Consider the following 19833-nt stretch of genomic DNA (forward strand, 5'->3'; position numbering starts at 1 on the left):
GGACAAGAATAACATCGAAATTGTAGCAACCTTAGTACTTGAAGCCTCTTTGTTGTTCCTTCGTGTAGTAAAGAATATTGTTTCAGTCTGATGATTATCAATTCAATTACTTTTCGATTTCTTTAATTGTCTTTTTGATATTATTCAAATCGTTCATACTAAAATTCGGCGATTGGAAAGAGAACATCTGGTAAATCAATAATCCATCTTTGCTATCGTAGATACTGATAATTTTATCATTAGAGCGTTTCGTATAAACTAAATATTTTATGCTTGAACCTTTTTTTAAGATAAGGCTATCCAACACAGCATTGGTAACAAACTTGAATTTATAGCGGTATCGTTCTTCAACTGGTGCTTGTTCGAGTGTAACCGGTTGCGAAGAAAAAACCTCCCGTACATATTCAGGAATGTAAAGTGTCTCTTCCACTAATTCCGGAACCCTTATTTTATTGTAAAACTGATAATCTAAGCCACGTGTTTGTTTCAATAATAGTCCATCGTTAATCTGTTTCAAATAGCCGGTAAGCAACCCGGCAGACCAGTTTAAAAATTTAGAGTGATTATATAATATCCCCAATTGTTTAGATTTTACCGCCCTTTTTGATCCTCCTTGTTCTGTAACCCATGCAATTTGCAAATTGCTAACTGCATCTGGAAATAAGGTTATGGTAGCTAAAGTGGTCTCCTGCATTTGCTTAGGTTTTTCTGTTGGTGAGATCATTTTGAGTCCATAAACAAGATTTTGATTTACAATTGTATCAACCTGATCAGTGTAAGTATCAAGGTAAAAAAAGGAATAATCGGGTGACGTTTGATAATTGGCCAGTTCTTCGGGCTTAATGATTTTGTAAGGGGTGATGGTCCAGCTATTTTTTATGGCTTCCTCAAACTTATCAAGTTCTTTATAATCTGCATAGGGTAGTGTAAATAGCGTGGTCGTTTTCTTAAAAGCTTCAAGCTTATCAGCAACAAGATGCACATTTCCAAAATATGATGTTTGTGCCATGCTGCTAATTACCAGTAGCATAGTTAAATTAGTAAGTAGAAATTTTTTCAATAACAGCATAATTCTGTAGGTCTGATTTATGTCCGACTATAATAAGAATCTTTTAACAATTATTTTGAAATTTTCTATTGCATTAACAAAATACATTTGTTAGCTTTGTTATGCAAGCATAATAAATTTGTGAAATGAAACAACAGCAAACATTAGATTACCATATCAAATTTGCATGGCAGAACATGTTTAATAAGTATAATCAAATGGCTGCCAGTTTTGGAATTACCCAGGCAATCGGCTATATGTTAATTAACATTAACGATGATGAAGGTACTGCTGTTTCTAACCTGGCTGGCTTACTTGGTGTAAAAGCAACGAGCTTGTCTCGGATGCTGAATAACATGGAAGAGGCCAAGTTGATTTACCGGGAAACATCGGTTGGAGATAAACGTTCCGTAAAAGTTTTTCTGACTGATTTTGGTAAAGAAAAAAAACAAATGGCCAAGGGTGTTGTCCGGAAATTTAATGAGTACCTCGATGAGCATTTTTCTAAAAAAGAGAAGGAAACGTTCATCAATCTATTAATAAAATTAAATGATATTACTGTAGCATATACTGTTGATTAATAATTATGAAACGAAGCATTAATAAAGTTGCTGTTCTGGGATCAGGTATTATGGGGTCTCGTATTGCGTGCCACTTCGCCAACATTGGTGTAGAGGTTTTGCTTTTGGATATTGCCCCCAAAGAACTTACAGCCGAAGAGCAGGCAAAAGGATTAACTCTTGATCATTCAGCGGTTAAGAATCGAATTGTAAATACGGCCTTACAAACGGCGATTAAAACCAATCCATCGCCGGTATATTCAAAAAAGGTGGTTAATAAAATTAAGACTGGAAATTTCGACGATGATATGTCGAAAATTGCTGTTTTTGATTGGGTGATAGAAGTGGTTGTCGAAAATCTCGACATTAAGAAAAAAGTTTTCGAGCAGGTGGAGCAATTCCGTAAGCCTGGAACGTTGATTACCTCGAATACATCCGGTATTCCTATTCACCTGATGGCTGAAGGTAGAAGTGAAGATTTTAAGGCAAACTTCTGCGGAACCCACTTTTTTAATCCGCCTCGTTATTTAAAATTGTTGGAGGTTATCCCAACGCCACATACCAAACCAGAAATTGTTGATTTCTTAATGCATTATGGCGATAAGTTTTTAGGTAAAACCACGGTTTTATGTAAAGATACACCCGCCTTTATCGCAAACAGGGTAGGGGTTTATTCTATTATGGCCCTATTACATCTGGTTGAGAAATTAGACCTAACGGTTGAAGAAGTTGATAAATTTACAGGCCCTGCTTTGGGCAGGCCAAAATCGGCTACTTTCCGTACTTCGGATGTAGTGGGTTTAGATACCATGATTAAGGTTGCGAAAGGACTTTATGATAATTGCCCTGAAGATAAAGCACACGATTTATTTAAACTTCCTGCTTACGTGCAGAAAATGGAAGAAAATAAATGGCTGGGTGATAAAACCAAACAAGGTTTTTATAAAAAAACTAAAACGGCTGAAGGTAAAACAGAGATTCTTGCGCTTGATTTAAAAACATTAGAATATAAGCCACAGCAAAAAATAAAATCGGCCACCTTAGAAATGACCAAGCCGGTTGAAAATCTTCAGGAACGCATGAAGATTTTTGCCAAAGGAAAAGATAAAGCAGGCGAGCTGTTCCGTCATTCATCTTTCGGTTTATTTGAATATGTTTCGGATCGGATTCCAGAAATATCAGATGAATTATATCGTATCGACGATGCCATGCGTGCAGGTTTCGGTTGGGAATTAGGTCCTTTTGAACTTTGGGATGCGGTTGGCGTTAAAGAAGCGATTGAAGGAATGAAGCAATACGGAAATGAAGCTGCTATTTGGGTTCATGAAATGCTGGATGCCGGGAATACTTCATTTTATAAGGTAGAAGGTGGCACTAAGAAGTACTATGATATTCCTACAAAGTCTTATAAAGCTTTACCTGGAACAGATGATTTTATTATTTTAGATAACATTCGCGAAAATAAAACCCTTTGGAAAAACTCGGGTGTTTCCATTATCGATTTAGGTGATGGCATCCTGAATGTAGAATTCCATACCAAAATGAATACCATTGGTGGTGATGTAATCTTAGGAATTAACAAAGCCATTGATATGGCCGAGAAAGATTATCGCGGTTTGGTAATTGGTAACGATGGTGCAAACTTCTCTGCTGGAGCCAACGTAGGTATGATTTTCATGATGGCGGTAGAGCAGGAGTGGGATGAATTAAATATGGCGATTCGTATGTTCCAAAATACATCTATGCGGATTCGTTATTCTTCTATTCCGGTTGTGGTTGCACCGCATAATTTAACATTGGGTGGTGGTTGCGAGTTTAGCTTACATGCAGATCATGTTCAGTTATCCGCAGAAACTTATATGGGGTTAGTGGAATTTGGAGTTGGTGTGATTCCTGGCGGTGGAGGTACAAAAGAGTTCGCTTTACGTGCATCTGATGAATACAAAGATGATCAGATCGTTCAAAATGCTTTGAAGGAACGTTTCTTAACTATTGGAATGGCGAAGGTTTCTACTTCAGGTTACGAAGCTTATGAACTAGGCTATCTTCAAAAAGATAAATTTTCTATCTCAATGAATCGCAATCGCTTGTTGGCCGATGCTAAAGCAAAAGCTATTGAGTTGGCAGATGCAGGCTATACCAAACCCGTGCAAAGAACAGATATTAAAGTTCTGGGTAAGCAAGGTTTAGGAATTGTTTATGCAGGTGCAAATAGCATGTACGCAGGTCATTATATATCTGAACATGATAAAAAAATCTCCGAAAAATTGGGTTATGTAATGTGCGGTGGTGATTTATCCTCTCCAACTGAAGTGAGCGAACAATATTTATTGGATTTGGAGAGAGAAGCATTTTTATCACTTGCTGGCGAAAGAAAGAGTTTGGAGCGAATCCAGAGCATTATAACAAAAGGGAAACCGTTGAGGAATTAAAAAGAGAGTATCAAGATATGAGTATCAAGTATCAAGATTCCAAACATATTTAAAACTATAAAATTAGCATTTCTGGTTTCGAGCCAGTCTTGATACCTGATACTCGCTACTTACTACTAAACAAAGCTAAAACAATGGAAGCATATATTATAGCCGGATATCGTACAGCAGTGGGTAAAGCACCTCGTGGCGTATTCCGTTTTACAAGGGCTGATGATTTGGCCGCAGAAGTGATCCGTGCTTTGGTAGCATCGGTTCCTAATTTAGATAAAGAACAAATTGATGATGTAATTGTCGGCAACGCCACTCCAGAGGCAGAACAAGGCTTAAATATTGGTCGGATGATTTCACTAATGGGTTTGGATACTGATAAGGTTCCTGGCGTTACGGTGAATCGTTATTGTGCATCCGGATTAGATACTATTGCAACTGCGGTGGCCAGAATTAAGGCAGGCATGGCCGATTGTATCATTGCCGGTGGCGTGGAAGTAATGAGTGGAATGCCTTTTGGAGGCTGGAAACTGGTTCCAAATGCTGAGGTGGCTAAAAACAATCCAGATTGGTATTGGGGAATGGGTTTAACTGCAGAAGCTGTAGCCAAAGAATACAATGTGAGTCGTGAAGATCAGGATGCATTTGCACTAAACTCTCATGAGAAAGCGATTCATGCTATAAAAAACGGTCATTTAAAAGATGGTGTTTTGCCGATCACCATTAATGAAAATTATCTGGATGAAAACCTGAAAAAGAAAACCAGGTCTTATGTAGTGGATACAGATGAGGGACCACGTGCAGATACCACTTTAGATAAATTAGCAAAGCTAAAGCCTGTTTTTGATGCAGTTGGAAGTGTAACTGCTGGTAATTCTTCACAAACATCTGACGGTGCGGCCTTTGTTTTAGTAGTTTCTGAAAAGAAAATGAAAGAACTGAATGCCGAACCAATTGCCAGGTTAGTAAGCTATAGCGTAGCAGGCGTTCCACCAAGAATTATGGGCATCGGACCAATTGAAGCCATCCCGAAAGCGCTAAAGCAGGCTGGATTGAATCAGAATGATATTGATCTGATTGAATTGAATGAGGCTTTCTCGTCACAATCTTTAGCCGTTATCAGAACATTGGATTTAAATCCGGAAATCATTAATGTAAATGGAGGGGCAATTGCTTTGGGTCACCCGCTGGGTTGTACCGGTGCAAAACTTACGGTGCAAATAATGAACGAATTGAAACGACAAGATAAGAAATATGGAATGGTAACCATGTGTGTAGGTACCGGGCAAGGCGCAGCAGGGATTTTTGAATTGTTGTAAATAGTATCAAGATATGAGTATCAAGTATCAAGATTGAATATCGGTAGGAAATAATCATCCTTAATAGAATTCCATCCCAAATATTTACTCTAATCTTAATATTATTAAAACATGCACAATTTTAAAGATTTAAAGGTCTGGCAAAAATCGATTGAACTTGCCGTTGAAGTTTATAAAGCGACTTCACTTTTACCAAATGAGGAAAAATATGGTTTGATATCACAAATGAAGAGGTGCTCCGTTTCGGTTTCTTCGAATATTGCTGAAGGTTCGGGGAGAGGAAGTAGTGCTCAATTCAAATATTTCTTGAATATAAGCCAGGGTTCAGCTTTTGAATTAGAAACACAACTAATTATTTCAAATCGACTAGAATTACTTGATGATAATTTATCGACAAGTTTGATTGAAAAAACAACTGAGATACAAAAAATGATTTATGCGTTAGATAAGAGCATTAAAATATAAAGAAAGTATCAAGATTCCAGTTTTGAGCCCAGTCTTGATACTAAATACTTAAACCTAGCGACATCCGGTTTTCGAGCCTAGTCTTGATACCTGATACTCGCTACTAAATACTAACACTAGTGACTTCCGGTTTTTGAGCCCAGTCTTGATACCTGATACACACTACTAGATACTACTAAAAATGGAAAAAAACACAATTAAAGGCGGTGAATTTTTAATTAAAGAAACCGTTTATCAGGATATATTCATTCCTGAAGAATTTGATGAAGAGCAACAAATGATTGCACAAACTTGTCGTGATTTTTTGGCGTCGGAAGTATATCCGAATTTAGAGAAAATTGATAAGCAGGAAGATCCCGAATTAATGCCAACACTTCTAACCAAAGCTGGCGAATTGGGTATTCTTGGAGTTTCAGTTCCTGAAGAATATGGTGGTTTCGGGAAAAATTTCAATACTTCCATGTTAGTGGCCGATGTAATTGGCGCAGGCCACTCTTTTGCCGTTGCACTTTCAGCACACACCGGAATTGGAACACTACCAATTTTATATTACGGTAACGAAGCGCAAAAGGCAAAATATATTCCGAAGTTAGGATCTGGTGAATGGAAGGCTGCTTATTGTTTAACCGAGCCAAATTCTGGTTCAGATGCAAATTCAGGCAAAACAAAAGCAACCTTGACTGAAGATGGTAAACATTACATCATCAACGGACAAAAAATGTGGATTACCAATGGTGGTTTTGCAGATATTTTTATCGTGTTTGCCAAAATAGATGATGATAAAAATTTGACAGCATTTATCGTAGAGAAAGATTTTGGTGGCATTACCATGAATCCAGAAGAACATAAAATGGGAATTAAAGGCTCTTCAACACGCCAGGTTTTCTTTAATGATTGTGCTGTGCCCGTAGAAAATATGTTAAGCGAACGAGAGAACGGATTTAAAATTGCGGTAAATATTTTAAACATCGGTCGGATTAAATTATCTGCTGCGGCAATCGGTGCTTCAAAAGCAACTTTAAATACAGCTATTAATTATTCGAATGAGCGTAGTCAATTCGGTCGCCCAATTTCGAAATATGGTGCCATACGTTTTAAAATCGCTGAAATAGCTTCCAAACTTTATGCTGTTGATGCTGCGAATTACAGGGCCGGACAAAATATAGATGATACCTATGATCAACTGCTAGCTGACGGAATGGAATCTGGTAAAGCACGATTAAAATCTGTTGAACAGTTCGCTGTTGAATGTGCTATTCTTAAAGTTTGGGGTTCAGAAGCCCTGGATTATACGGTAGATGAAGGTGTTCAGATTTATGGAGGTATGGGCTTTAGTGCCGATGCACCAATGGACATGGCTTACCGCGATGCAAGGATCAATAGAATTTTTGAGGGAACAAACGAAATTAACCGTTTGCTTACCGTTGATATGATGTTGAAACGGGCCATGAAAGGTGAGTTGGATTTAATGGGACCTGCAACAGCAGTGGCTGCCGAATTAATGAGCATTCCAGATTTCGGTGAAGAAGACACTACCTTATTTGCCGCTGAGAAAAAAGTGTTGGCTAATCTTAAAAAAGCAACTCTAATGGTGGCTGGTGCTGCGGTTCAAAAACTAATGATGACGCTAAGCAAAGAGCAGGAAATTCTAATGAACATTGCAGATATGGCTGGTTATGTTTACGTATTTGAATCAGCTTTGTTGAGAACGGAGAAATTGGTCGCTACAAAAGGCGAGGAGGCAACAGCTGTTCAATTAGATTTATTGCGCATTTATATGGTAGAAGCTGTTGATGGTGTAGCCAAAGCAGGTAAAGAAGCACTTTGGGCTTTTGCAGAAGGCGATGAGCAACGCATGATGTTGGTTGGGCTCCGCAGGTTTACTAAAGTAGAGCCGTTTAATGTGAAGGATGCTCGTCAACGGGTAGCGCAAGAATTGATAGAAGCCAATAAATATATTTTTTAAGTAGAAAGGTAAAAGCTGAAAGTCAAAAGTTAAAAGGTTTAGGGTTCGTCAGAATCTTAAACCTTTTTTATTTTCAGTTCTCCGGTTTACGATAAATTGTTTAAGAAAAAATCTGTTCGCAATGAGCTTTGTCAATTGTACATTAAAGCCTATTTTTGAAAATGATTAAAATTAAATACTTTTCTTTTCTTGTGCTGCTTATGATAATCACAATCTTCTCTTGTAAAAGGGATGAAGATCCAGATAAGCAGATTGCTGATTTTATTGCTAAAAATAATATTGCCGCAACCAAGGATGCCTCTGGTTTATATTATCAAATTATCAAGCCTGGTACCGGAAATTTTACTTACCCTGCGAATACGAGTATCACAATTAAGTATGAAGGCAGGCTGCTGGATGGTAGTGTATTTGACAATGGTAGTGGTAAAGAACAAACTTTTGTGCTTTCGCAATTAATTCAGGGTTGGCGAATCGGCATTCCAAAAATTCAGAAAGGTGGCGAAATCAGGTTAATTATTCCTCCGGGTCTTGGATATGGAAGCAATGCCACAGGACCGATTCCAGGAAACTCTGTTCTTGATTTTAATATTCAACTGTCTAATACGCAGTAAGTTTAAAGGTTAAAGCTGAAAGCTCGAGCGTGAAAGACCGTAGTGGCGAGACGGTTAGAACAGCCTAATACAAAACAGTAATAATGGCATACCACACGATTATGTTGCATAGTATTATCCTCTGATTTTGGCTTTTAGCTTTAGTCTTTTGGCTTTCAGTTTTAGTCTTTCAACTTTTGCTCTTGGCTTTCAGCTTTTTGTTAAAATTGGTTAAAAATTGGAGCAACCGTATTAAAAGCTTATTTTTGCCAATGATGCTTAAATTCAAATATTTAATACTGTTAATTTGTATTGTAGGATGCTTTGCTGCCTGTAAAAAGGATGAGGCGTTCGAAACTTATGATCCTGCACCGCAGTTTACTGCAGATACTACCGCAATCAGAGCATTTATAAAAGCCAATAACATCCAGAATGTAGTAAAAGATCAATCGGGTCTTTTCTATCAGATTATTGAACCTGGAAATGGAAGTATTAGTTACAGCACTAATACCCGGATTACAGCTGATTATGAAGGTAAATTACTAAATGGAACTATTTTCGATAGCTCGAAAGGTACGCCAATAACCTTTTTGCTAGGCAATGTAATTGCAGGCTGGCAAATAGGAATTCAAAAAATTCAAAAAGGAGGAAAAATCAGATTGATTATGCCTTCATTATATGGTTATGGAAATGTAGCTCAGGGAGCAAGTATTCCAGCCAATTCTATACTCGATTTTAATATCACACTTACAGAAGTACAATAATAAATGAACAAATTTACCAAAATTAGCCTTTGCCTGTGCTTATTGGCTACAGTACTTTTTAGCGCCTGCCAAAAAGAATATGATTCGATCGAAACGATTGATGATGCCGCGATTCAAACTTTCGTTAATGCCAGCAGTATTAAATATACAAAGGATACAAAAGGCTATTATTATAGCATCACTAATCCAGGTACGGGTGCCGCAGTGAAAAATTCAGACTCTGTATTTTACTCCTATAAATTCAAAACGCTAGCTGGACAACTATTACTTGAGAGTTCTGATGTTATGATTCCAGGCAAATTTTTAGGTTATACGGATCAATTTAGCATTAATAGTACAACGGTGAATTATGTTTTTGCTCCAATAAGAGAAGTTCTTTCAAAGTTAAACAGAGGAGGAAAGGCAACATTGATTTTGCCATCGAATCTTGCTTTTGGTAAAAATGGTTTAAGTGCTATTAATGTAGGTTCGAATGAGAATATTTTGGTTGAGTTAGGTATATTTAGCGAATCAAAAAGGCATCAGATAGATGAACTTGAAATTAATAGTTTTATTACTAAAAATAATTTAATTGTGATTAAAGATGCTTCACGGGCTCGTTACAGTATTATAAATGCTGGAACAGGCGCGGATGCTATTTCACTAAACTCGACTATTGTAGCAAATTATGTAGTCAGATCTTTAGATGGTGTTGAAATAGCGCAGCCATCAGGTCAGATCACTAGTGTATTAAACGGGTTGTTCAAGGGTTGGCAGTTGATTCTACCAGGCAAGGTGACCGCTGGAGGAAAACTTCGCTTAATTATTCCTGCAGATTTAGGAAATGGAGCAACACCTTTAGACTTTGATATCGAAATTGTTAGTGTTACAAATTAGATAATGCTCCCTTAAAACTTCAATTTTTTTCTTCGAATTGTGCCCGACTACTAGTTGGGCATTTTTTTTTGGTGACAAGTTTTGTACAACCTAATTTTTAGTTGTATGTTTGAAGGGTAAGGGAAATCATACAATATAAATATGGAAAAAAAAATAAGTTTACGCTGCTTAATACTACCATTATTAGGTATTATCTCGATTGCTTCTTGTAAAAAGGATGCCAACAATATTGGGAATCCAAATGAAAAACTTTTAACGAATGCTGTTAGTATCGAAAACGGCTACCTCAAATTCAGAGATCAAAAAGCATTTGATTCTTTGGTTAATATTTTGATAAAGCCAGAAAATTTGCATGTAAAGCCTAGAGAATTGCAAAAATTTAAGTCTTATAATGATGTTTATCTGGAAATAAACAAGGAATACGAAAATGTGAATACCAATAATTCATTTGATGATTTTAAGAATAAATATTCGCAAATAGTAGAGATTAAGTCGGATAGCTCCTTGACGTATAAATTCGGTACCCCACTTTCTGCATTATTTACAAATAGCAAGGGGGAGGTAAAAATTGGTGATTTTACAACTGTATATACTAAGGATCAAAGAATGGTATCTTATAAGGGACAACATAAAAATGAATTTGAAGTTGGAACTATTAGCAAAACAGATCAAAGTCAAGGAATCTTTGTCAAGAATCTTTCTGAAAGTTACACTAATGCAAAAAGTAATCAAACGGCAAGTGTTGAGTCGACTACAACCAGAGCTGTAAAGTCTGCATTGTTTTATAATGAAGATGGTAAAAGAAGATTATTTGTTGATGTTTGGGTTGATGAAACTCCAACTGATTGGGTAACTTATCCAATATCTAGATATTATTGTACATCAAGGCAAGAATTAAAGAAAACATTTGGTGGATGGAGAACTAATGAAACAGATTATTATTTTAATAATTTAAATTATACTTGGACACTTACAACAGGGGGAGTGGGATTCCAATATTTTAATTTAGCTAGTTATAGTGTTCAGGGAGTTTATGGCCCAGTTTTAATTGATATGGGAACAATAGGCGATAAAATTATTCTTTTTCAAGGTACGGGTCATTTTACTTCTGGTGGGGTTCCAAATACTCCAGTTTTCTAGCTTTATTAATTTAAAGCTTCCTTAAATACTTTTAAAACCCTTTCCCTTGCGAATTTATGCTCAACTATTGGTTGGGCATATTTTTTGGTATCAAACTCTGGTACCCACTTCTTGATATATTCAAATTTCGGATCGAATCTCTTAGTTTGGAGTTCAGGATTAAAAACCCTGAAATATGGTGCTGCATCGTTGCCTGAGCCAGCAGCCCATTGCCAACCGCCCACGTTGCTGGCCATTTCATAATCCAGCAACTTATTAGCGAAATAAGCTTCTCCCCATCGCCAGTCGATTAGCAGGTGTTTGGATAAGAAACTTGCCGTTACCATCCTTACACGGTTGTGCATCCAGCCGGTTTCGTTAAGTTGCCGCATGCCTGCATCAACCAATGGATATCCTGTATTTCCTTCGCACCAGGCTTTAAATTCCTTTTCATCATTACGCCACTTAATTTTATCATATTGTTTTTTAAAGGAATCGAAAGCAGCGTATGGGAAATGCCACAAAATCATCATGTAAAATTCCCGCCAGGCCAACTCCGAGAGCCAGACATTCGATTTCGCATCAACAGCATCTTTTGCAAGCTTTCGGATGCTGATCGTTCCGAAACGCAAATGCAAACCAATGCGTGTAGTTCCGGGCAAGGCAGGGAAATCTCGTTCTTTAGCGTAATTATCAAGTTTACTTTCGTAGCTGATTTTCGGAAATTCCAATTCGCTTTTTTCAAAGCCCATTGCTTTTAATGCAGGCAAAGGCAAATGCTTCGTATCAAACAAATTTTTAAAATATTTTTGGGTTGGATAAGCTTTCAGGTAAAAATCATTCAGCTTCGCAAGCCACTGTTTATAAAATGGAGTGAACACTGTGTAAGGGGTTTTATCTGCCTTCAGAATCTCTCCTTTTTCGAAAATTACCTGATCTTTAAAAGTCTTAAATTCAATATTTTCACTCCTTAAAAACTCCGCCATATTATCATCACGTTCTCGGGCATAAGGCTCGTAATCATGGTTGATATAAACTTTTGTAACATCATATTCCTTCAGCACTTCAGGCCAGATGTTTTCGGGCTTGCCATATTTGACCAATATATCTGATCCATTTTCCTGAAGCGACTTTTTTAAATCCTCGATGGTTTGATAAATGAAAGTAACCCGGGCATCATCTGTTGTCAGCTTATCCAGAATATTTTGATCAAAAATGAAAAGTGGTAAAACAGGATGTTCCCCTTTAAGGGCATGGTATAATGCGGCATTATCTTCCAGGCGTAAATCGCGGCGGAACCAAAAGATACTGATTGTCTTTTTCATTTTTGATTTATAAGGATATTGATGCTGGTTTACTTTTGATATAGATTTGTCAGGGCATCATCCAAATGTGTGAATTTAAATTTAAAACCTGCATCTAAAATTTTTTGAGCAGAGGTGTTGTTACTCATCAGTACGGCCTCGGCCCTTTCTCCCATAAGTAATTCGATCGCCTTTCTTGGTACTTTAATTGGCCAAACCGGGCGATGTAAATGCTTGGCAATTGCTCTTGTTAAGCCTTCGTTGGTAACCGGGAATGGAGCGCAGGCATTGTAGCAGTTTTCCATGTTTAAGGTTTCAAGCGCGTAAATATACATGCCAACCATATCATCAATATGAAGCCACGGCGTCCATTGCTTTCCGGTTCCTATAGGTGCGCCTGCAAATAGTCGTACTGGTTTATCCAGTTGGGGCAATGCACCACCATCATTGCTGAAAACTATCCCAGTGCGAAGTTTTACTATTCGTAAACTTAATTTCTTTCCCTCATCAACCGCATCTTCCCAAAGTTTGCAACATTCTGCCAGGAAGCCATAACCGTTCTGACTTTCCTCCGTTAAAATCTCATCGCCACAATCGCCATAAAAACCAACAGCTGAGGCTGATATAAAAGATTTTACCTGGTGATTTGGTGTTGCTTTGATGGCTTTGTAGATTAGTTCAGTAGATTTCACACGACTATCTATAATCTGCTTTTTTCGTTCATCAGTCCATTTTTTATCGGCCACGGGTTCACCAGCCAAATGGATAATGGCTTCAACACCGAGCAGACAAGTTGCATCAATTTCACCTTTATAAACATCCCAAACAAAGTTATTTGGATCGCTATTCTTTTTACGGGAAAGCGTATTTACTTCATATCCATGGTTTAATAACTGTTTTTTGAGTTCAGTTCCAACGAGCCCTGTCGCGCCTGTAATGAGAATCTTTTTCGCCATGGTTTTAAAACACCAAAGATGCAAAAGGGTTTTTTTAAAGACTAAAGACTAAAGACTAAAGACTAAAGACTAAATGAGTGAACTATCTCTCAATTGGTCATCCGATGAATATTGCCACCTTGCAGATATTCTTCGGATGATTATTGGACAATATTTTACAAACCAGAAATAACCTTATTTTTTGGTGCCTTAATAGAATAACTTAACTTAATTATTTTGGTTTCGTTGGGTGCAATTTTTAACTGCCAGGATAGCATCCCGGTTTCCTTATTAACTTCGGCTCCGGAACTGTCTAATAATTCAATTTCTATATCACTTTCAGTTGATAAGGGATATTGATCTTTTAGTGATAAATCAATCGCTTCTTTCTTTGTATTTCTAATTTTGATTAGATAAGTAAACAATTGTTTTTTGTTGGTGCCGATAAATTTAGTGCTGCTAAAATCTTCCTGCTTTTCCTTCGTGATGATAATTTTTTTATCCTTACCCATGCTCAAACTCAGGGTGTCCATAATGTTGGCCGGATTGATGTAAGATTTGCCTGTGTAAGTTCCTTCGAAGATGATATTTGCATTTCCGGCCTGAAGATTTAGTTTTTCCCAATCAATAACATCAGCCAGTAAATAGGCATCAGTGCTTAATTTTGGTGCAGCATAATATTTGTATTTCGCTGGTACTTCATATTCTTTAAAAGAAACGGTGTGAGGTTTGTTGTCGCTATTTACATCCTAAGGGATATCAATATCAAAAGTTACACCCAATTGAGTTTCGTTAACAGAAGTATTGTTGTTAATGGTTGATACCGACTGAGGTGCATTTTCCTTTTTAGCTTTGCTATAACCCACAACTACAGTTTCATTCAACATATTACGCTCTGCTATTGGAGATGCCATTCCCCTCAACATCACCTGTGGTTGATGATAAGTTGAAACAAACCATGGATTTAATGTTGGTGCTGTAATATTGTAATTCGGATTTCCGGTTGATAAGGAAAGTTTCACTTTTTTCCAGTCTAAGCCTGTATTTTGAGTAATGGCAGCTTTATAAATAATGCTAAGTGGTTTACTTGTACTGGTTGATTTAATGTCGTAACTGGCTAACCAACTCGCATTGGGGGTAACATATGACACGTTGTAATCGGCATTAATATTAGATTTCGCCATCAATTGCAGAACCAATTGCCCCAGTTGCTCATTAGGATTATTTCTTAACTCTGCAATTTGCTGTTGCAAAGCATTCAACTTTTGATTTTGTTTATCTTCTGTAATGCTTAACGCTGCTATGGCATTTCTTACTTCAGCATTTTTTGTCCGGTAATATTCAGCTAATTTAATTAGTTCAGTAACATTTGTGCCTGAAGCAGTACCGCCAGATTTTCTATTTTCATCTAATAAAACCAACGTTTGTTCTTCAATGGTTTTTGAATTTCTGGTTTTAATTAAATCGGCAGAAATTAATTTAACACTATCCGTTAGTTTTTTAATTTCAGGATTTGCTGCATCGGTGTTCAGGAAATCGCGGTTAAACTGAACTGATAAAATGGTTACTTCTGAAGAAACGCTCACCTGAATAGAGTTTTCGTTTACCCGGCCGGAGATATTATTAATTACGATTTCTGATGTCCCGGCGGGAAGATTAACTCTACCTGAATGTGTAAGTTGGGCGCCATTGTTATACACCGTTACACTTTCTAAATTTGCTTTGGTTTTAATTTGTTGCTGTGCAAAAACACTTAATGGAAATAATAGTGTGATGAGAATTCGTTTCATTCTTTTAATTTTTTGGGTGTGTGTTGGATTAAATATTTAAATTTAAGATAAGTGATTTGCCAACATTCCATAACGCTCTATTCATATTGTTTACTGTATGTAAAGAATTTTACAGGTTTTTGATGCCAAAGAAAAATAAGATAAATTTGTAGTTACTCTCTTAAATTCCTTTTCCGATAAAGATGTCCAAAAAAATTTTAGTATGGTTTAGAAATGATCTCCGGTTGCACGACAATGAAATGTTGGTGGAGGCGATTGCTAAGTCAGATTCAATTTTACCAATTTATATTTTAGATCCCCGTCAATTTGCGGAAACAAAGTATGCTACATTAAAAACGGGGAGCATCAGGGCTCAGTTTTTATTGGAAAGTGTAGTAGGGTTGAGGAGTGCTTTCAAACAAATTGGAGGTAACCTATTAATTGCAACGGGAAGCCCGGAAGAGATTATTCCACAGCTTATTCAGGAATATGAAATTACTGAAGTGTATCATCACCGCGAAGTGGCCAGGGAAGAAACGCATGTATCTGCTTTGGTAGAAAACGCACTCTGGAAATTAAGGGTTAACCTCAAGCACTTTATCGGTCATACCTTATATAATAAAGAGGATTTACCTTTTCCTATTAAAGATATTCCGGATGCTTTCAATCAATTTAAGAAAAAAATTGAACGGGATTCTATTATAAAGCCATGTTTTCCGGCTCCAGATCGTATCAATGTTGCTGAAGTGATTGATTGGGGAACTTTACCATCTCTAGAAGAATTAAATCTCATTCCTCAGCAAAGAGATGAAAGAGCAGACTTTGAATTTGTAGGCGGCGAAGCTGAAGGTTTAGTGCATTTGCAAAAGGTAATTGTTGCGATGCAGCAGGCTGCTACCACTAAAAATCTGATTCTGGTTTCTAAACTTTCTGCCTGGCTGGCAATGGGTTGCCTTTCACCTCGGAAAGTGTATTGGGAAATTAAGAAAATGGAAGGCATGCCGAATACAAAAGCCATGTTTAACCATATTTTACTTGGTTTACTATGGCGCGATTACTTCCGTTTTATGTTTAAAAAATACGGGAATACCTTTTTCCATCCCGATGGTTTTGGGAGCCAGGGTTTAGTAGATATAGAAAACGAACAGGAAAATTTTAATAAATGGAAGGCCGGGCAGACTGGATTTGCCGTAGTGGATGCTGTGATGACAGAATTAAATCAAACAGGATTTATATCAAACATCGCCCGTCAGACTGCTGCTTTATACCTGGTGAATAATTTAGAAGTAAGCTGGATTTTTGGTGCAGCCTATTTTGAAGAAAAGCTGATTGACTATAATCCGGCAAGTACCTGGGGAAATTGGGCAAATATTGCGGGCGTTGGAAATGATCAAAAATCTAAAAACGTGTTTGATATAGATAAGAATATCAAAAATCTTGATCCGAAAGGAAATTATGCCTTAATCTGGGCCTCTTAATAAAATGATTGAATTTTGAAGGATTGAATGTTGAATGTTGTAAAATTCGATCTTTCCATCGCTCATTCTCTAATTCGTTAATTCTGTCATTTAATCATTCACTAATTCAGTCATTCCTTCCCTCAATTATTCTATCATTCAATAACTCAATTATTAAATACTGGCCTGTGTTTTGCTTTAGTGTTCAGGTAAATATTTCTTTATTTCGAAGAGTATGATTTGTGTTGAATGTCAGAATGTTTCTAAATATATTTTTTTCTTCAATTAATCCAGTTTTTTGCCATTTATATAAGGTAAAATTCTAATTTTGTAATGCTTATAGTAAACAGTAAATAATGGATAGTTTATCTTATCTCAACGGCGAAAATGCCGAATATGTAGATTCTTTATATCAGTCGTATCAGCAAGATCCTGAATCAGTTGAATTTGGTTGGCAAAAGTTTTTTGAAGGTTTTGATTTCGGAAGAGGTTCTGAGGGGAATGCAGCAACTGTAGAAACTCCGGAACAATTTTTAAAAGAGGTTAGTGTTTTAAATTTGATTGATGGTTATAGAAGCCGCGGTCACTTGTTTACACATACCAATCCGGTACGCGAAAGGCGCAAGCACTTACCAACTTTAGACCTTTCCAACTTTGGTTTATCTGATGCCGATTTAGAAACCGTTTTTAACTCTGGCGTTGAGATTGGGATTGGTGCGGCGAAGTTGAAGGATATTGTTGCTTTCTTAAAACAAACTTATACCAGTTCTATTGGTGCTGAATTTAAGTTCTTGCGTACTCCAGAGGTTTTAAACTGGATTCAGGGCAAAATGGAAAGTTCCCGCAATACACCTAACTTTTCTATTGATGAGAAAAAGCGTATTCTTAGAAAATTAAATGAAGCGGTAAGTTTTGAAAATTTCCTCGGAACAAAATTCTTAGGTCAGAAACGTTTTTCTTTAGAAGGCGCAGAGGCTTTAATTCCGGCATTAGATTCGGTAATCGAAAAAGGTGCAGATTTAGGAATTGAGGAATTTGTGATCGGTATGGCGCATCGCGGTCGTTTAAACGTACTGGCGAACATCATGCAGAAAACTTACAAAGACATTTTTGCTGAGTTTGAAGGTAAAAGCTATAATCCTGATACCCCATATGGAGGTGATGTAAAATACCACTTAGGTTATTCTACTGATGTAACTACCGTAGCAGGGAAAAGTGTTCACTTAAGCCTTTGCCCTAATCCATCTCACCTGGAAACAGTTGATGGCGTGGTTGAAGGAATGAGCCGTTCAAAAATCGATTTTAAATATGGTGGCGATAACAGTCGTTTAGCACCTATTTTAATTCACGGTGATGCTTCAGTTGCTGGCCAGGGGATTGTTTATGAAGTAATTCAGATGGCAGGACTTGAAGGCTATAAAACTGGTGGAACCATTCATTTAGTGATTAATAACCAAATTGGTTTTACCACCAATTATAAAGATGCACGTACGAGTACTTATTGTACAGACATTGCGAAAGTAACCTTATCTCCGGTTTTCCACGTAAATGGTGATGATCCTGAAGCGTTGGTTTATGCGATTAATTTGGCAATGGAATATCGTCAGAAATATAAAAATGATGTTTTCATCGATATTTTATGTTACCGTCGTTTCGGACATAATGAGTCTGATGAACCAAAATTCACTCAGCCATTATTATACAAAACAATTGAAAAACACCCTAATCCAAGGGAAATCTATATCGAACAATTAACCAAAGAAGGTAAATTGGAAGCAGGCCTGGCAAAAGAAATGGAAAAAGATTTCCGTGGTATTTTACAGGAGCGCTTAAACGAAGCTAAAGATTTTGTAGCGAGTAAGGATGAAGTTAAATTTGGTGGTGCCTGGGCAGATTTGCGGATGGCTACTCCAAAAGATTTTGAAACCTCTCCGGTAACGGCTGTTAAAAAATCTACTTTACTGGAAATTGGTAAACGCATTACCACTTTACCATCAGATAAAAAGTTCTTCAAAAAAATTGAAAAGTTGTTTGTTGAGCGTACCAAAATGGTAAATGATACTAACATTTTCGATTGGGCAATGGGCGAGCAATTGGCTTATGGTACTTTGTTATCAGAAGGCAAAAGAATTCGTTTAAGTGGCCAGGATGTAGAACGTGGTACTTTCTCTCACCGTCATGCTGTTTTAACATTGGAGGATAGTGAGGAGGAATACGTACCGTTAGCAAACATTTCTGAGCAACAGGCACCGTTTGATATTTATAATTCACACTTATCTGAGTATGGTGTTTTAGGTTTTGAGTATGGTTATGCCATGGCGAATCCTAATGCTTTAACCATTTGGGAAGCTCAATTTGGCGATTTCTTTAATGGAGCACAAATTGTTGTGGATCAGTATATTGCAAGTGCAGAAACTAAATGGCAACGTGAAAACGGTTTGGTGATGTTATTGCCTCACGGTTATGAAGGTCAGGGACCAGAGCACTCTTCAGCACGTATTGAACGCTTTATGGAACTTTGCGCAGATTACAATATGCAAGTTGTAAATTGTTCAACACCGGCTAACTTCTTCCACGTATTGCGTCGTCAGTTTAAACGCGATTTCCGTAAGCCTTTGGTGGTATTTACGCCAAAAAGCTTATTACGTCATCCGGCTTGTGTTTCTAAACTAGAAGAGTTTACAGAAGGTGGCTTTAAAGAAGTAATCGATGATGTAAATGTTAAGGTTGATGAGGTAACACGCGTGGTTTTCTGTAGTGGAAAGATCTATTACGAGTTATTAGAGAAACAACAGTCAGATCAGGTGAAACATGTTGCTGTTGTTCGTGTAGAGCAATTATATCCAACTCCGGTTGATCAAATGGAAGCAATTAAAGCCAAGTATAAAAAAGCTAACGAAATTTTCTGGGTACAGGAAGAGCCAGAAAATATGGGTGCATGGCCGTATTTGTTCCGCAAGTTATACAAAACAGGCTTAAAAGGTATTGATGTGATTTCGAGAAAAGAAAGCAGCAGTACGGCAACCGGTTTTGCAAAACAACATGCCAATCAACAGGCTTATATTTTAGCAAAAGCATTAGAAGTATCAATTAAAGAGGAAGAAGTAAAGGATGCAACTAAAAAAGCCAGTAAAAAATTAGCTGAGGCAGATTAAGATTGAGGATAAAAAGGTGTAAGGTTGAGGATGTAAACTTAAACATGCCGGCTTTTCATCTTTAAACATTATAACAACAAAAA

General features: G+C 37.1%; 14 protein-coding genes and 1 pseudogene. 11 read left to right on the top strand and 4 right to left on the bottom strand.

All coding sequences use genetic code 11. The features are described from left to right. Positions 1 to 106 precede the first annotated feature (106 nt). Positions 107 to 1030: a hypothetical protein gene (locus ACN1CD_RS07745; protein WP_419129841.1), complete on the bottom strand. Its 924-nt coding sequence runs from the start codon at positions 1028 to 1030 to the stop codon at positions 107 to 109. A 164-nt stretch (positions 1031 to 1194) separates the two neighbouring features. Here ACN1CD_RS07745 and ACN1CD_RS07750 point away from each other — a divergent pair, with 164 nt between their 5' ends. From ACN1CD_RS07750 to ACN1CD_RS07790, 9 genes are all read left to right on the top strand, one after another. After that, positions 1195 to 1629: a MarR family winged helix-turn-helix transcriptional regulator gene (locus ACN1CD_RS07750; RefSeq protein ID WP_419129842.1), complete on the top strand. Its 435-nt coding sequence runs from the start codon at positions 1195 to 1197 to the stop codon at positions 1627 to 1629. 5 nt (positions 1630 to 1634) lie between these two features. Further along, entirely contained in the window at positions 1635 to 4040 is a 2406-nt protein-coding gene (locus tag ACN1CD_RS07755; RefSeq protein ID WP_419129843.1) for a 3-hydroxyacyl-CoA dehydrogenase NAD-binding domain-containing protein, read from the top strand. Positions 4041 to 4174: 134 nt separating this feature from the next. Then, positions 4175 to 5350 (top strand): acetyl-CoA C-acyltransferase, encoded by a 1176-nt coding sequence (locus tag ACN1CD_RS07760; RefSeq protein ID WP_419129844.1) that lies wholly within the window; start codon positions 4175 to 4177, stop codon positions 5348 to 5350. Positions 5351 to 5461: 111 nt separating this feature from the next. Next, a complete protein-coding gene (locus ACN1CD_RS07765) occupies positions 5462 to 5815 on the top strand; it encodes a four helix bundle protein (RefSeq protein ID WP_419129845.1) in 354 nt (117 codons plus the stop codon). Between the two features lie 181 nt (positions 5816 to 5996). Further along, complete coding sequence (locus ACN1CD_RS07770) at positions 5997 to 7781, top strand: acyl-CoA dehydrogenase family protein (RefSeq protein WP_419129846.1); 1785 nt, start codon at positions 5997 to 5999, stop codon at positions 7779 to 7781. 200 nt (positions 7782 to 7981) lie between these two features. After that, positions 7982 to 8392: an FKBP-type peptidyl-prolyl cis-trans isomerase gene (locus tag ACN1CD_RS07775; protein ID WP_419129847.1), complete on the top strand. Its 411-nt coding sequence runs from the start codon at positions 7982 to 7984 to the stop codon at positions 8390 to 8392. A gap of 251 nt (positions 8393 to 8643) precedes the next feature. Then, positions 8644 to 9135, top strand: coding sequence for an FKBP-type peptidyl-prolyl cis-trans isomerase (locus ACN1CD_RS07780; RefSeq protein WP_419129848.1), 492 nt, complete (start codon positions 8644 to 8646; stop codon positions 9133 to 9135). A gap of 3 nt (positions 9136 to 9138) precedes the next feature. Next, a complete protein-coding gene (locus tag ACN1CD_RS07785; protein ID WP_419129849.1) occupies positions 9139 to 10011 on the top strand; it encodes an FKBP-type peptidyl-prolyl cis-trans isomerase in 873 nt (290 codons plus the stop codon). A gap of 141 nt (positions 10012 to 10152) precedes the next feature. Continuing rightward, a complete protein-coding gene (locus tag ACN1CD_RS07790; RefSeq protein WP_419129850.1) occupies positions 10153 to 11151 on the top strand; it encodes a hypothetical protein in 999 nt (332 codons plus the stop codon). A gap of 5 nt (positions 11152 to 11156) precedes the next feature. On the opposite strand, the gene ACN1CD_RS07795 is transcribed toward ACN1CD_RS07790, so the two are convergent. The 3 genes and pseudogenes from ACN1CD_RS07795 to ACN1CD_RS07805 form a co-directional block, all read right to left on the bottom strand. Next, on the bottom strand, positions 11157 to 12455 hold the full coding sequence (locus ACN1CD_RS07795) for a cryptochrome/photolyase family protein (protein WP_419129851.1): 1299 nt from the start codon (positions 12453 to 12455) through the stop codon (positions 11157 to 11159). Between the two features lie 29 nt (positions 12456 to 12484). Then, positions 12485 to 13390, bottom strand: a complete 906-nt coding sequence (locus tag ACN1CD_RS07800; RefSeq protein ID WP_419129852.1) for a TIGR01777 family oxidoreductase — start codon at positions 13388 to 13390, stop codon at positions 12485 to 12487. Positions 13391 to 13545: 155 nt separating this feature from the next. Beyond that, a pseudogene (locus ACN1CD_RS07805) lies at positions 13546 to 15159 on the bottom strand (DUF4139 domain-containing protein). Between the two features lie 182 nt (positions 15160 to 15341). Here ACN1CD_RS07805 and ACN1CD_RS07810 point away from each other — a divergent pair. Further along, positions 15342 to 16616, top strand: a complete 1275-nt coding sequence (locus tag ACN1CD_RS07810) for a DASH family cryptochrome (RefSeq protein WP_419129853.1) — start codon at positions 15342 to 15344, stop codon at positions 16614 to 16616. Positions 16617 to 16951: 335 nt separating this feature from the next. Next, positions 16952 to 19750 (top strand): 2-oxoglutarate dehydrogenase E1 component, encoded by a 2799-nt coding sequence (locus ACN1CD_RS07815; protein ID WP_419129854.1) that lies wholly within the window; start codon positions 16952 to 16954, stop codon positions 19748 to 19750. Positions 19751 to 19833: the final 83 nt, after the last annotated feature.

The organism is Pedobacter sp. N23S346, assembly GCF_048515415.1.
GTDB lineage: Bacteria > Bacteroidota > Bacteroidia > Sphingobacteriales > Sphingobacteriaceae > Pedobacter.

What these genes read in the sequence shown, in the direction of transcription:
- ACN1CD_RS07745 (WP_419129841.1), bottom strand. Translation starts at nt 1,030, where the DNA reads ATGCTACTGGTAATTAGCAGCATGGCACAAACATCATATTTTGGAAAT.
- ACN1CD_RS07750 (WP_419129842.1), top strand. Translation starts at nt 1,195, where the DNA reads ATGAAACAACAGCAAACATTAGATTACCATATCAAATTTGCATGGCAG.
- ACN1CD_RS07755 (WP_419129843.1), top strand. Translation starts at nt 1,635, where the DNA reads ATGAAACGAAGCATTAATAAAGTTGCTGTTCTGGGATCAGGTATTATG.
- ACN1CD_RS07760 (WP_419129844.1), top strand. Translation starts at nt 4,175, where the DNA reads ATGGAAGCATATATTATAGCCGGATATCGTACAGCAGTGGGTAAAGCA.
- ACN1CD_RS07765 (WP_419129845.1), top strand. Translation starts at nt 5,462, where the DNA reads ATGCACAATTTTAAAGATTTAAAGGTCTGGCAAAAATCGATTGAACTT.
- ACN1CD_RS07770 (WP_419129846.1), top strand. Translation starts at nt 5,997, where the DNA reads ATGGAAAAAAACACAATTAAAGGCGGTGAATTTTTAATTAAAGAAACC.
- ACN1CD_RS07775 (WP_419129847.1), top strand. Translation starts at nt 7,982, where the DNA reads ATGATAATCACAATCTTCTCTTGTAAAAGGGATGAAGATCCAGATAAG.
- ACN1CD_RS07780 (WP_419129848.1), top strand. Translation starts at nt 8,644, where the DNA reads ATGATGCTTAAATTCAAATATTTAATACTGTTAATTTGTATTGTAGGA.
- ACN1CD_RS07785 (WP_419129849.1), top strand. Translation starts at nt 9,139, where the DNA reads ATGAACAAATTTACCAAAATTAGCCTTTGCCTGTGCTTATTGGCTACA.
- ACN1CD_RS07790 (WP_419129850.1), top strand. Translation starts at nt 10,153, where the DNA reads ATGGAAAAAAAAATAAGTTTACGCTGCTTAATACTACCATTATTAGGT.
- ACN1CD_RS07795 (WP_419129851.1), bottom strand. Translation starts at nt 12,455, where the DNA reads ATGAAAAAGACAATCAGTATCTTTTGGTTCCGCCGCGATTTACGCCTG.
- ACN1CD_RS07800 (WP_419129852.1), bottom strand. Translation starts at nt 13,390, where the DNA reads ATGGCGAAAAAGATTCTCATTACAGGCGCGACAGGGCTCGTTGGAACT.
- ACN1CD_RS07810 (WP_419129853.1), top strand. Translation starts at nt 15,342, where the DNA reads ATGTCCAAAAAAATTTTAGTATGGTTTAGAAATGATCTCCGGTTGCAC.
- ACN1CD_RS07815 (WP_419129854.1), top strand. Translation starts at nt 16,952, where the DNA reads ATGGATAGTTTATCTTATCTCAACGGCGAAAATGCCGAATATGTAGAT.